The organism is Pedobacter sp. GW822-FHT03F06 (genome assembly GCF_058801365.1).
In genome coordinates, this window is record NZ_JBXANE010000022.1 from 1 (window position 1) to 14,645 (window position 14,645).

Annotated in this window: 10 protein-coding genes; 3 read left to right on the top strand and 7 right to left on the bottom strand. The window is 38.3% G+C overall.

The features are described 5' to 3' along the window. Positions 1 to 297 precede the first annotated feature (297 nt). Entirely contained in the window at positions 298 to 900 is a 603-nt protein-coding gene (locus tag AC1RJ8_RS24790) for a ComF family protein (RefSeq protein WP_492956117.1), read from the top strand. Between the two features lie 57 nt (positions 901 to 957). Continuing rightward, positions 958 to 2,331 (top strand): beta-helix domain-containing protein, encoded by a 1,374-nt coding sequence (locus tag AC1RJ8_RS24795; RefSeq protein WP_492956118.1) that lies wholly within the window; start codon positions 958 to 960, stop codon positions 2,329 to 2,331. A 404-nt stretch (positions 2,332 to 2,735) separates the two neighbouring features. Here the strand turns inward: AC1RJ8_RS24795 and glmS are convergent, their stop codons facing one another. The 3 genes from glmS to AC1RJ8_RS24810 form a co-directional block, all read right to left on the bottom strand. Then, the gene (gene glmS / locus AC1RJ8_RS24800) at positions 2,736 to 4,574 is read right to left on the bottom strand and encodes a glutamine--fructose-6-phosphate transaminase (isomerizing) (protein ID WP_492956119.1); all 1,839 of its coding nucleotides are present in this window, start codon (positions 4,572 to 4,574) and stop codon (positions 2,736 to 2,738) included. 147 nt (positions 4,575 to 4,721) lie between these two features. After that, positions 4,722 to 5,993 carry a serine hydroxymethyltransferase gene (glyA, locus tag AC1RJ8_RS24805; protein ID WP_492956153.1) on the bottom strand — a complete coding sequence of 424 codons (1,272 nt, stop codon included), beginning with the start codon at positions 5,991 to 5,993 and terminating at the stop codon, positions 4,722 to 4,724. A 62-nt stretch (positions 5,994 to 6,055) separates the two neighbouring features. Next, a complete protein-coding gene (locus AC1RJ8_RS24810; protein WP_184470619.1) occupies positions 6,056 to 6,799 on the bottom strand; it encodes a segregation and condensation protein A in 744 nt (247 codons plus the stop codon). A gap of 201 nt (positions 6,800 to 7,000) precedes the next feature. On the opposite strand from AC1RJ8_RS24810, the gene dxs reads away from it, so the two are divergent. Then, a complete protein-coding gene (gene dxs / locus AC1RJ8_RS24815; RefSeq protein WP_492956120.1) occupies positions 7,001 to 8,929 on the top strand; it encodes a 1-deoxy-D-xylulose-5-phosphate synthase in 1,929 nt (642 codons plus the stop codon). Positions 8,930 to 9,076: 147 nt separating this feature from the next. On the opposite strand, the gene AC1RJ8_RS24820 is transcribed toward dxs, so the two are convergent. From AC1RJ8_RS24820 to AC1RJ8_RS24835, 4 genes are all read right to left on the bottom strand, one after another. After that, entirely contained in the window at positions 9,077 to 10,672 is a 1,596-nt protein-coding gene (locus tag AC1RJ8_RS24820) for a gliding motility protein RemB (RefSeq protein WP_492956121.1), read from the bottom strand. Between the two features lie 109 nt (positions 10,673 to 10,781). Then, positions 10,782 to 12,173 (bottom strand): undecaprenyl-phosphate glucose phosphotransferase, encoded by a 1,392-nt coding sequence (locus AC1RJ8_RS24825; protein ID WP_493008065.1) that lies wholly within the window; start codon positions 12,171 to 12,173, stop codon positions 10,782 to 10,784. A gap of 268 nt (positions 12,174 to 12,441) precedes the next feature. Then, entirely contained in the window at positions 12,442 to 13,545 is a 1,104-nt protein-coding gene (locus AC1RJ8_RS24830) for a mannose-1-phosphate guanylyltransferase (RefSeq protein WP_492956123.1), read from the bottom strand. Next, complete coding sequence (locus tag AC1RJ8_RS24835) at positions 13,535 to 14,644, bottom strand: DUF1972 domain-containing protein (RefSeq protein ID WP_492956124.1); 1,110 nt, start codon at positions 14,642 to 14,644, stop codon at positions 13,535 to 13,537. Before AC1RJ8_RS24835 ends, AC1RJ8_RS24830 begins: the two co-directional genes overlap by 11 nt. Position 14,645 lies beyond the last annotated feature (1 nt).

Below are 14,645 nucleotides of genomic sequence, written 5' to 3' on the forward strand. Positions count from 1 at the left end.
TTGAAATGAATCCCGATGTAAAGTCGGGAGAAATGAAAAGCGGGAACCAGCTTAGATAGTAGCACCAAAACTGCTTTTCACAAAAAAATAAGACATATACAGTGTAGGAATAACCTGTGCGGCCTGAATAGACTCCCGAAGTTTTCCAACGCTATGGCTATTGAGACTTCGGAAATCAAAAATATTTTATAAATTAGTTAGATGCTTCTCGTTAAACAATGGACTTCTGACTTATTTGGACTGCTATTCCCAAATTTATGCAATGCGTGTGGTAATTCTTTGTTTCGCCACGAACAGTTGATTTGTTTAAAATGCTTACATGACCTTCCTTTTACAGACTACCATGAATATGCAGACAATAGGGTTGCCAAGCAATTATGGGGCCGCTTACCACTTAATGCTGCAATGGCCATGTTGTATTTTAGAAAAGGAGCGAAGGTTCAAAACTTAATCCACAACTTAAAATATAACGGCAGAACCGATGTTGGGGTGCTATTGGGCAATATGCTGGGAGAGCGGTTAAAAACCGGAATTCTTTACCAAGATATCAATATGGTTATCCCAGTTCCTTTGCATCGTAAAAAATATAAAGTTAGAGGTTATAACCAAAGTAGCTTTATTGCAGAAGGAATTGCAGCACAGATGGGAATCGATGTTAGCGAAGACCACCTCATCCGGACAACTTCAACGGAGAGCCAAACTAAAAAAAGCAGATATAACCGTTATGAAAATATGAAAGATGTTTTTCAGGTAAATTCTGCTGAAGATATAATCGGCAAACATATTTTACTGGTTGATGATGTAATTACTACTGGTGCAACACTTGAAGCATGCGCCAATACACTCTTAGCTATTGGGGCGGCAAAAGTGAGCATTGCGGCTCTCGCCTTTGCGGAATAAAGATTATATAGCTTAAGCGCTATTGTAAGTAGCCAAACATTTTTCTAAGTTTGACTTATGCGTTTAAATGTTGGTTTGGTGCTTTTAATTTTATTCTTTGGTTCAGCTTGCAGGAAGGGGGAGCGTATAACCACAGATCCGAATGCTAAACTAAACATCTCTAATAAAGAAGTATTATTTGATACCATTTTTACATCAGTAGGATCAACTACCAAAAGAATAAAACTCGTTAACTGGAACAATGATGCAGTTAAAGTTTCCGAAATCAGGTTATCAGGTGGCAATACTTCGGCTTTTAGCATTAACATTAACGGGGAGCAAACGCAGCACAAAAATAATCTCATTATAAACGGCCGGGATTCTATAAACCTTTTTGTCAAAGTTTCGATCAACCCAAATTCAGCTAACCTGCCCTTTCTGGTTCAAGATTCTATCATATTAAATACAAATGGGAATAAACAGGTGATACAGCTTTTAGCTTATGGGCAGAATGCTGTATTTGTTAACGAACCGACAATTAACGCCAATACCACCTGGACAAAAGCATTACCCTACATTATTAACGGATCGTTAACCGTTAAGAGCGGAAGCTCACTAACCATCCAACCTGGAACTAAAATTTATTTCCATAAGGATGCCAATTTAAATATAGAGGGAAACCTAATGGTTAATGGCAGCCTTACCGAACCTGTACTATTTTGTAGCGACAGGCTGGAAAAAATATATAGCGATGAGCCTGGGCAATGGAAAGGGATTTTCTTAAAAAGAACCGGATATGGACTGATTAAAAATGCGATCATCAAAAATGCGTCAGTTGGCATTACCTCCGATTCTTTGTCTGTTAACAACAGTCCCAAATTAATTTTAAGCAATAGCATTATTAAAAATATGCAGGTGGCGGCTTATATTGGCTACCACTCAGAACTGCTTGCATTTAATAATGTGATGTATAACTGCGGGAATTACTTAATATATGCGGTAGGGGGAGGAAATTACAACTTAAAACAGAATACTTTTGCTGCTTATAATTCAAATTTCCCACGTAAAACTGCCTCTCTCAGTTTTTCAGATTATTTATCGGCGAATGTTTATAACAAACTTCAGGTAGATTTAACCAATAATATCATATGGGGGAGTTTAACGAATGAACTGGATATCCAAAAGAAAACATCTGCAATAGTGCAATTCAATTTATGGAGCAATTTAATCCGATCTACCAACAGCGCTTACAGCAACAATGGCAATATTTTAAATACCAACCCTCTTTTCATTAATGAAGATTTAGAAGATTTTCGGGTATCTCCCGGTAGCATTGCCAGAAAAAAGGGCGCTGACTTAAGTACTGATCCTTATTTCTTTAATTACCTTAATCAGGATGCGAAAGGAAATTCAAGAATTTATCCCTCAACCTTAGGCAGTTACGAGAAATAATTTATTTTTTTTATTTTCTCAAAACAAAACGGCGATAATTTCCGTTTATATATTCGAGAGCGTTAATTTAGATGGTAAGGGTCGATATTTCTTCTAAAGAATATCGGCCCTTTACTTTTCACCAAGATTTTAAGATTGCCACTCAATTTTTAGGCTATTTTTTAACTATCGCTTCAATCTCCAACAAGATTTATTTCTTTAGAATTTAGCATTGGTGCCTATGGCAGCCTTCATCCCCGCTTTTCCTCCTGCTGTTTTAATTTATCGATATCAAAAATACATGGATCAAAACGGCACCCGTTCAATCGGGCTTAGTTAACAAAGCCTGCATTTAAATACGCCTATAACCAAAAAAGCAGCTACAAATTAATGCAGCTGCTCTATCTATTTGTTTTGTTGTTAAGTTATTCGACGGTTACCGATTTAGCCAGGTTTCTAGGCTGATCTACATTGCAACCACGCATCACTGCAATATGATACGATAGTAACTGAAGCGGAATAGTTGCTATAAGTGGTAAAAAGGCTTCATTGGCATCAGGAATTTCGATACAGTAATCGGCCATTTTCTTCACCTCAGTGTCGCCCTGGGTTACAATCGCAATCACTTTACCTTTTCTTGCTTTTACTTCCTGTATATTGCTGATCACTTTTTCGTATGATGAATTCTGCGTAGCAATAAAAACCACCGGCATTTCTTCATCAATTAAAGCGATCGGCCCATGCTTCATTTCTGCTGCAGGATAACCCTCGGCATGGATATAAGAAATTTCCTTAAGTTTTAAGGCACCCTCTAAGGCCACAGGGAAACCACTACCTCTCCCCAAGAACAAACAGTTGGTAGAATCTTTGATCTTTTCTGCAACTTCTTTGATCAGCTCGTTCGATTCTAAAGCAACCTGAATTTTTTCAGGGATATGATCCAGTTCGGTTAAAAGCTCAATTAATTTTGAAGTGGTAATGGTTCCTTTTTGCTGCGCCATATAAAAGGCCATCAGGGTTAAAACCGTTACCTGAGCAGTAAATGCTTTTGTTGAGGCTACGCCAATTTCTGGACCCGCATGGGTGTAAACACCGGCATGGGTTAAACGTGGGATGGAAGCACCCGCAACGTTACAGATTCCAAAAATAGTTGCCCCGCGTTCTTTAGCCATCTCGATGGCCGCCATGGTATCGGCAGTTTCGCCGGATTGTGAAATGGCAATTACGACATCTTTTTCAGTGATAATTGGATTTCTATACCTGAATTCTGAAGCATACTCCACTTCAACAGGAATACGGGCATATTCTTCAATCAGGTATTCGCCAACCAAACCTGCATGCCACGATGTTCCGCAAGCCACAATAATGATCCGGTCTATATTTTTTAATTTCTCTGCAAATTCTTTGATCCCGCCAAGCTGAACTTTTCCTTCTTCAGGATAAATCCGTCCACGCATACAATCTTTAATTGAACGTGGCTGCTCATAAATTTCTTTAAGCATAAAGTGATCAAAGCCACCCTTCTCCAGCATCTCAAGTTTTAGCTGTAACTCTTGAATTAAGGGGGTTTGCACTACGTTATCCAATTGTTTAACTAAAAGGTCATTTTTGGTAATCAGTGCAATTTCGCCGTCCTTTAGATAAATTACGGTTTTAGTATACTCAATAATTGGAGTAGCATCAGAAGCAATAAAATATTCTCCTGCTCCAACACCGATTACCATCGGACTTCCTTTCCTCGCAGCAATTAAACGATCAGGGTGTTCTTTATCCATAATCACGATGGCGTAGGCACCGTTCACTTCCTGCAAAGCCAAACGAACTGCTTCTAAAAGATCAATATTTTCAATTTCCTGGATTTCTTCAATCAGGTGGATTAATACCTCTGTATCGGTATCGCTTTTAAACTCGTGCCCACGGCTGGTCAATTCTTCCTTTAAGGTAGCGTAGTTTTCGATAATTCCATTATGGATAATAGACAGCTTACCACCATTTGATGTGTGTGGATGAGAGTTTCGATCGGAAGGCACACCATGCGTTGCCCATCGCGTATGTCCCATACCAATTGTACCAGACTTATCTTTGTCTGCCGCATATTCTTCTAAAACAGCTACTTTCCCGGCCTTTTTATAAATATGCTGACCACTATCGTTCATCAGTGCAATACCAGCACTATCATAACCCCGGTATTCTAATCTTTTAAGACCTTTCAATACAATCGGCCAGGCTTCTCTGTAGCCAATATAGCCTACTATTCCACACATAAGTTACATCATTTTATTGGTCAAATATATAAAACAAACGTTTGTTTTGCATCATTAAGGCGAAAAACTTGCTTCACAAAAAAAAGCAGTTACAAATTAATGTAACTGCTTGTGTTATTGCCACTCTAGCCGAGTGAGTGTATAATCTTATTTATATAGTGGGAAAGCGCTTACCAACTTAATCACCTCGGCTTTTACACTATTTAGGTTAGCTTCATCTTCCGGATTGGTTAAAACCTGATCGATTAAATCTACAATCTTCTCCATTTCTGTCTCTTTTAAACCACGTGTAGTGATTGCAGCTGTACCTACACGAATACCTGAAGTTACAAATGGCGATTTATCATCGAAAGGAACCATGTTTTTGTTCACTGTAATTTCTGCTTTCTCCAAAGCATTTTCAGCTACTTTACCAGTAATATTTTTATTTCGAAGATCGATCAGCATCAAGTGGTTATCTGTACCACCAGAAATAATGCCATATCCTTTAGCTACAAATGCTTTGGCCATTGCCTGTGCGTTAGCCGCAACTTGTTTAATGTATGTTCCGTATTCCTCGCTTAAAGCTTCGCCAAAAGCAATTGCTTTAGCTGCAATAATATGTTCTAACGGACCACCTTGTGTACCAGGGAAAACGGCCATATCAAGCAGGTTACTCATTAAACGGATTTCGCCTTTAGGTGTTTTTAATCCCCATGGATTTTCGAAATCCTGTCCCATCATAATCATACCCCCACGCGGACCACGTAAAGTTTTGTGGGTTGTAGTGGTTACAATATGGCAATGTGGAAGTGGGTTGGCCAACAATCCTTTTGCAATTAAACCTGCAGGGTGAGAAATATCGGCTAAAACCAAAGCACCTATTTTATCAGCTACCGCACGGATAAAAGCGTAATCCCACTCGCGGGAATATGCAGATGCACCGCAGATAATTAATTTAGGTTTTTCGACTAAAGCAACTTCTTCTAATTTTTTATAGTCGATAAGTCCGGTTTCTTTTTCAACCCCATAAAATAAAGGCTGGTATAGTTTACCAGAAAAGTTAACAGGCGAGCCATGTGTTAAGTGACCTCCATGAGAAAGATCAAATCCTAATATTTTATCACCTGGCTGCAAAACGGCTAGCATTACTGCTGCGTTAGCTTGTGCGCCAGAGTGCGGCTGAACGTTTACCCATGCTGCACCGAACAACTCTTTTGCCCTATCGATAGCAATTTGCTCTACTACATCCACTACCTGGCAACCGCCATAATAACGTTTGCCCGGTAAGCCTTCAGCATATTTATTGGTTAGTACCGATCCGGCAGCTTCCATCACTTGCTTGCTTACAAAGTTTTCTGATGCAATAAGCTCTAAACCATGCTCTTGGCGGTTTAACTCCTTATCAATAAGTTCAAAAATTTGGTTGTCGCGTGTCATCATTATATGAGGTTTGTATTTTTTTTGCAAAAGTAAGAAATTCAAATTTAATTTAGGCCGTATTAGGATAATGCTTTCACATTAAAGTTGTTAAAGCCGCTCCCTATGGTTATCTCTACGATTTGTTGCTGCAACATTTCTAAAATAGCCAGGAAATTATAAACGAAATGCACTTTATTCTCTGAATTTTTAAGCACTAAAGCAAAATCGATCTGTTTATTGATATCGAGCAGATTCGCAATAAAGTGTTTTTGCTGCTCGATAGTGTAAGGATACTGTACCACAGTGTGTTTAACCTCTTCGCTGCGCAGCTCATATTTCTGCATCGTTCGGTGGTAAACGGTTAAAAGTTTATAGAGATCCAATGATAAAAGTTCATCCTGGTGACTGGAAGATGCAGCGGCCAGGGTTAAATCATATGCGATATTACCCCGTTGATCTTGTTTAAACCGTTCCTCTTCCAAAACTTTCATTTCTTCTGCGGCAGATTTAAACTGTTTGTAGGCGATAAGCCTTGCAATCAGGTCTTGCTCTGAGTTAATTTCATTTCCGGCTTCATCAACCTCAATCCTAGGCAAAAGCATTTTAGATTTAATGCGCATCAAGGTTGCCGCCACTAAAATAAATTCGCTGGCCACCTCTACATTTAAAGCAAGGAGCTGATGGATATAGGCCAAAAAGTCGTTGGTGATTTTAGCAATCTCCACATCCTGGATATTAAGTTCATCCCGCTCTATAAAGAACAGCAACAAATCGAAGGGGCCTTCGAATACCGGAAGTTTTATTTCAAAATTCTCTGCCTGCATGTGAGAGACAAACATAATGAAAATTTTTAGGTCCTTACAGCCTAACCCTAATTCAAACCGCCATATGGCAATCCCCCAAACACTCAGCGCTAAACCCTCAACGCCAACCGCTTAACGCTCAATAATAAACCACTATTTTTCTCTTCTATATTAAAACAAATTTGCCTTACTTTGTATCTTGTTTTTTACCATAAAATTCGAATGCAAGTAAAAGCTGGCCCCCTATTATCTAAAATCAACTATCCCGCTGATTTAAAGCAATATAGCGAATCTGACTTAGAACAAATAAGCCAGGAATTACGACAGTATATCATTGATGTTGTTAGTGTTAACGGTGGCCATTTTGGCGCCAGTTTAGGTGTTGTTGAATTAACAGTAGCCTTACACTATGCATTAAACACCCCTTACGACAAATTGGTTTGGGATGTAGGCCATCAGGCATACGGACATAAAATATTGACCGGCCGTAGGGATTTATTCCATACCAACCGTGTATACGGTGGCATTAGCGGTTTCCCGAAAATTTCGGAAAGTGAGTATGATACCTTTGGTGTAGGCCATTCTTCTACTTCCATTTCAGCCGCTTTAGGTATGGCGGTGGCTTCGCAATTAAAAGGCGAAACAGACAGGCAGCATGTGGCCGTTATCGGCGATGGCGCCATGACAGCTGGTTTAGCTTTTGAAGGATTAAACCATGCAGGGATCGAAAATAGTAATGTGCTGGTGATCCTGAACGATAACTGCATGTCTATCGATCCGAATGTAGGTGCGCTTAAGGAATATTTAACGAGCATCACCATTTCAAAATCGTACAACCGTTTCCGTGATGATATTTCTCATGTACTCACAGGGCTTTCTAAGTTAGGCCCTAACGCACATAAGTATGTTAAGAAAATAGAGAAAAGCATCAAAGGTACTTTACTAAAACAAAGTAATTTATTCGAAGCCTTAAACTTTAGGTATTTCGGTCCTGTTGACGGGCACGACGTAAAACGTTTAGCGCAGACCATAAAAGATTTATCTGCTATTCCTGGCCCTAAGCTTTTACACTGTATTACTGTAAAAGGAAAAGGTTTTGCGCTGGCAGAAAAAGATCAGACCAAGTGGCATGCACCAGGTCTTTTCGATAAAATTACCGGCGAAATCAAAAAAAGTATTCCAGATAAGCCACAACCACCAAAATACCAGGATGTTTTCGGACATACCATGGTAGAGCTGGCTGAAGCGAATGATAAAATTGTAGGTATTACACCTGCTATGCCATCAGGATCATCGTTAAATATTATGATGAAAGCGATGCCAAAACGTGCATTCGATGTGGGTATCGCAGAACAACATGCCGTAACTTTCTCGGCTGGTTTAGCGGCACAAGGATTAGTTCCCTTCTGTAACATCTATTCGAGCTTTATGCAAAGAGCCTACGATCAAGTGATCCATGATGTTGCCATTCAAAAATTGAACGTCGTATTTTGTTTGGATAGGGCAGGCTTAGCAGGTGCTGATGGTGCAACACACCATGGGGCATATGATATTGCCTATATGCGCTGTATTCCGAACTTAATCATTTCTTCTCCGATGAACGAAGAAGAATTGCGAAACCTGATGTTTACCGCTCAACAAGAAAATATGGGCCCATTTGTAATCCGTTACCCACGTGGTAATGGTGTTATGCCCGATTGGAAACGACCGTTCAAAGCATTAGAAATTGGCAAAGGACGTAAAATATGCGATGGCGAAGATGTAGCCTTATTAACCATTGGCCACGTAGGTAACTTTGCCGTTGAAGCACGTGCTGAACTGAACAGCGATGGTTTTTATCCGGCACACTACGATTTACGTTTTGTGAAGCCATTGGATGAGCAGCTACTACATGAAGTATTTGCTAAATATAAACATGTAATCACCGTAGAAGATGGCTCTTTACCTGGTGGAGTGGGTTCGGCAGTATTGGAGTTTGTGGCCGATCATGGTTATAGCGCAAATGTAATCCGTTTAGGTATTCCAGATCAGTTTATCGAACATGGCGAACAGGCCGAACTTTGGGCCGAATGTGGTTATGATAAAAACGCAATTGTAGCGGCAGTAAGAAAAGTTGCCATCAAAAGGACAACCGATAGTATGGCAGGGTAGAAGCCCCATTATATTTTGTCATTCTGAGCGCAGCGAAGAATCTCAATAATAAAGAAAGATCCTTCCTATCGTCAGGATGACATGTAAATTAACAAAAGAGCCTCAGTTATCTTATTAACTGAGGCTCTTTTTATATCATGTAGTTTATTAAAAATCAGAATATAAATTCCTGAACGAACTCCGTAAACCGAAGGTAATCAATCCGGTAGTATTTTTACCTAAATTGTTACTTTCTCTCCTAACTACACCACCTAGTTCTAAGCGTAGGTTATATTTTGGGTTAACCACATAAGCAACTTTTCCTTCAGCATAAAAAAGATCGGTACGGATACCTTGTGTAGTATAATTCCCTGTAGTTTGTACCGCATCAGTATAAGGCTCGAAAATATTCTTACCATAGTTCTGTCCAGCGACATCAAGGCCATACTTAGCATACATCAGTTCACCACTAAAATCAAAGCGTTTATAAGAATAGTTTAACAAACCGACAAGCTCTCTAAAGTTAGCACCAAAAGGATGTGCTAGCGGCTCATTATAATTGGCGTAATTGCCAATACGGGTTCTTGAAGAAAATGTATAGGGTTTAGCTGTATTGTATTCCAATAAATAGTTTAACCCTTCTATATTAAATACATCTGCCCCTCTCAATCCTAACTGCCAACCATATTTATTTCTGGAACTGCCTGAGCTGGAGAAGAAATTTTTAGCCTCAAACTCATCTAATGAAAACTGGCCGTAAGCTACCAATTCTTTTGCAAATTCATATTTTGTGGTAAATCCTAATAATGCATTATCCGGAGAACCGCTCGAGGCTTCTATAGGTCGTAAAAAGATGATGGGATTAGCATAGCCCCAATCAAATCCTCTTCTATTCCCAGCATCATCAGTCTGTGCCCAAATAATAGAGTCGAAAAATCCAATTGATAATTTATTGTTAACGTTCCAATCGAGGTAATGAAAAATTCCTCCTTTTTTACGGTTACCAGCATCGTAAGATAGTTTGGTGGCACCTAAATCCTGCATAGATGTCCACATGACCATGTACTGTACATTACCCAAATTTCCTGTCAATTTCAAAAAGGGAGTTGGAGATGAAAAGTCAGATAACAATAAAGAACGATAGCCATCACCAATAAAAGTTTTATCATAACCTGCAGTAATATTCAAATATTTTATGGGTGTATAAGACACTGTTGCGGTCACATACGACCAATCTTTGGTTAATTTACCAAAGCTCCTATCGTAAGATTGGCCTGGCACAACTTTAGTCTGGTTTACATAATTATCATAATAAGCTGCAAAACGCCCCTGATTCTCAAATCCGCTGGTGTAGAAAGAAAATTTCTTTCCTATTGTACCACCAACCTGGTAACCACGGGTATTCAAATAGGTAGTTTTTTTACCTGAGGCATCACGACCGATCTGAAAGTCAGGCAAAAAATCGGCATATACAGTATAATCTTCCCTTTGAATATCCAATAAATGTTCCTGGAATAATTTTCTCGATACCCACGATTTTCTGGTTGAGTCTGCTCCGATACTTAGTAACATATTACTTTTATCACGCAGCAAACTGTCATCAATAAAAAAAGGTTTTAAAGAACTATGAATCCGTGTATTGGGATTATAGACTTCACCATTCAATTTTTGGTAAAATTGGAAAGAATAGGGTTGATAAACAGCTTGTGCTTTTAACTCATAAAAAGAAACGACTAAAAATAGGAGGAATAAGATTTTCTTCATCTGGTAAATTTTAATTCAAACGGCAAAGAACGTTATTAATTATGAAATTAACGATCTTCTCCAAACTTCGATAAAAGAAAAAGCCCTTTTGGGCTTTCTTTATATTTATTTAAAAAGCATTCTCTTCACCTTTGGCCATATTAATCACGGTCATAAAAATAATCTTAACATCCAGCATGGCACTCCAGTTCTCCAAGTACCAAATATCGTGTTCCACACGTTTCACCATTTTGTAATCTTCTTTGGTCTCGCCTCGGTAACCATTTACCTGTGCCCAACCTGTAATACCTGGTTTTAAAAAGTGGCGAACCATAAACTGATCTACAATACCTTTGTATTGTTCGGTATGGCTCAACATATGCGGGCGGGGACCAACTACACTCATGTGCCCCATAAACACATTAAAAAACTGAGGCAATTCATCCAGGCTTGACCTTCTAAGGAATTTACCGATCGGCGTAATACGATCATCATTTTTGCTCGCCTGCCTTTTGTCGCTATCAGCATTCATGCGCATGCTTCTAAATTTAAAGCACCAGAAAGGCTCATCATCCCTTCCACTTCGCAGCTGCTTAAATAACACGGGGCCTTTACTTTGCATTTTAATTAATAGGGCAATAATCGGATATAACCAGCTTAGTACAAATAAAATCACTAAGCCGCTAAACACTACATCTATAACCCGTTTTTTAAAGCGGTTGTGTATTTTCTCTAAAGGTTCTGAACGCAAAGAAATTACAGGGAACTCGTTTCCCAGATAACTTACCGTATAGGGCGACAATAAGGCGCCACTAATATCTGGAATAAACTTTAATCGCACACATTGGCGCTCGGCTTCTTCCGTTAATAAGCTCATATCAGCCATCCGTTCTGGTGCAATGGTTACATAAATATCTTTAATCCCTTTATCAACAGCCATCTTAAACTGCCGGCCAACCATATCAGAAATCTGACCATTACGATCTAAATAATCCTCTGGCACATCATTAATAAAACCGTGAAATTCGATATAGCGCTGCTTTTCAAAATAGTTCGCCAGTTGTAAGCCTGTTGCATTATTGCCCATTATAGCCACAGATTTAACCCCCCTCAAATGGTTAAATAATAAGAACTGAAAGGAGGTGCCTATAAAACGGTTCACCAGAAACAAAATGGCCAACATGCCATAAAAAATAACTAAGAATGATCTAGAGAAATCATTTTGTTTAGAAAAGAAAAGATAAATAGAAAATAAAACCGCATGTAAAACCACACTCTTCCAGGTTCCGCGATAGATCCGCTCAATCCTGCGCGATCCATATTCACTATAAAGGCCAAAGCTTGTAGTGCTCACGATCCAGATCAGATTACACACCACAATATAATGCCATTGTAATTCAGAACTTACTGCCTTACCCATATAAGCGGTAAATTCGTAGGCAAAAAAGTACACAATATTGACCATGATCAGGTCAGTTATTGGTAAAATATACTTAAGTATAAATAAGTAACGTGTTTGCATAGGCTTAAAGGGAAGACTTAAACATTTATCTATTGTTTTTGTTTTAAGTGAATCATAATGAACAAAATTGATGCCCAAATTCCAGATCCAAAGTTAAAAAATCGTTATTAAAATAAAAACCACTAATAATTACACAATATAGATTTTAAAAGACTAGGTAAAAAAAGGAGTATCTATAAATGAATAAATAGTCGACTAGTCCCTTAAATCCGTAGATACAAAAAAAGTTTACCAATGGTAAACTTCTTAATCCAATAGGGTTGATAAGCTAAGCATATTTTATTCCATGTTCGCTGACCATGTCTTTAGCTACTTGTTTAATTTCCTGCTCATCCGATTTTGGATAAATCAAAAGTACATCGCCATCATCAACCACAATATAGTTATCCAAACCCCTTATCACCGCTGCTTTATCGTTGGGTAGGTGGATAATACAATTACTGGTATCTTTCAGATTAATCTTATTTAAATTTACCATATTGTTAGCAGCATCTTTTTCGCCAACCGCATGCAAAGAAGCCCAGGTACCCAGGTCCGACCAACCTATATCAGCAGGAATAGTGTATACATTATCAGCCTTTTCTAAAATGGCATAATCGATGGAGATATTAGGGCTTAAAGGATATTTTTCAGCAATAAATCTAGCTTCATCAGGGCTATTATAAAAAGGTAAGCCACTTTCAAACAGTGTGGTTATCTCAGGAGCATAGGTCTCAAATGCTTTTTTCAAGGAACCGGCTGACCAGATAAATATTCCGGCATTCCAAACGTAATCGCCGCTTTTTAAATATTCCTCAGCTTTAGCCAAAACGGGCTTTTCCATAAAGGCATTTACCTTTTTAATTTCACTTGGTACATCTTGATTCTCGATACTCGAATCTTGATACTGAATGTAACCATAACCCGTATCAGGTCTAGTAGGGCTAATACCTAAGGTAAGCAATGCATCATTTATTGCACTAAAATCTAGAGCCTGTTGAATTTTATCAAGGAACACATCCTCTTTTAAGATCAAATGATCAGAAGGCGCAACAACAATATTAGCATATGGATTTAACTGTGCAATTTTATAAGTCGCATAAGCAATGCAAGGCGCCGTATTATTACGGCTAGGTTCCAATAAAATATTATCCTTTAAAATTTTCGGTAACTGTTCTGCAACTAACCCAGCATAAGCTTCGTTGGTTAACACATAAATCTGCGAATTTGGACATATTTTCAAAAACCGATCATAAGTCAGTTGAAGTAAAGATTTTCCAATCCCCAGAATATCGATAAATTGCTTGGGAAAATGGTTGCGGCTCTTAGGCCAAAAGCGAGAGCCAACTCCTCCAGCCATGATCAATACAAAGTTATTATGATTACTGTCCATTATTATTATTTTTTATAATTTTCTTAAAATGTTGTTCATATTGATCGACAATATGTGCCCAGGAGAATGTTTCAATAATCTTATTATTGTTGGCTTCGGTAAGCCTGGCATTTTTATCTTTTTCGATAGTATTTAACAAATGGCAAACCTCATTAGCATTCGAAAAATAAAAAGCATCATCACCCAAAATCGATTGATTGAAAATATTTTTATTTGCAGCTATTAACGCTTGTGAAGCCATAGCCTCCAACAAAGACGGATTTGTGCCTCCAACCGTATGCCCGTGAAAATAAAGACGAGAAAAATGTCGTAAATTGTCTAGAATATTAATATTATAAATTCCACCAACAAAAACGATGTTTGTACTGTTCCTAAATTTTTCTTTTAAATAGCTTCCAAACTTAGTTTCATGTTTCCCAATAACCAGAAACTTTTCGCCATTATCTGCCTTCACTACACCATCTAAAATCATCTCAATACTATTCTCTGGTTCTAGCCTAGCTATAAGCATACTGAATTGCTGTTCTTCCACACCGTAATCCTTTAAACAAGATTTATCTGGATGGGTAAAAAGATCTGCACCGTAGGGAATATAAAGTGACTCTTTTTGGTAAGTGGTTTTTAAATAATCCTGGATACCAATTGAATCTGAAATTAAATAATCACTGTACTTAATACCTAGCTTCTCAGCATACTTTAAAAACCGTTTTACTTTTGGTGAAAACTTCGTGCGCTTCCACTCCAAACCATCAACATTAGTCGTAACCACTGTTTTTTTTCGAGGGAGCAGCCAACCCCAAATCGAACTGCTTGTATAACCTAACTGTAGAATAATATCGAAATTTCTTTTTCTACTATCTAAAATGCAATTAAAATCATATATAAATTGGCCCGCAGTACCCATTTTATCTTCAGGATCATAACAATGGATAATCTTTACTCCATTCCATAAGGATTCCTGATAGGGATGGTCATTTGAATTGTAAACGGTAACCTCGTGCCCGCGTTCGACCAAGCCAAAAGATAAATACTCTGCAAATTGTTCAAATCCCCCGTAATGATTTGGAATTCCCCTGGTCCCTATTATTCCTATTTTCATT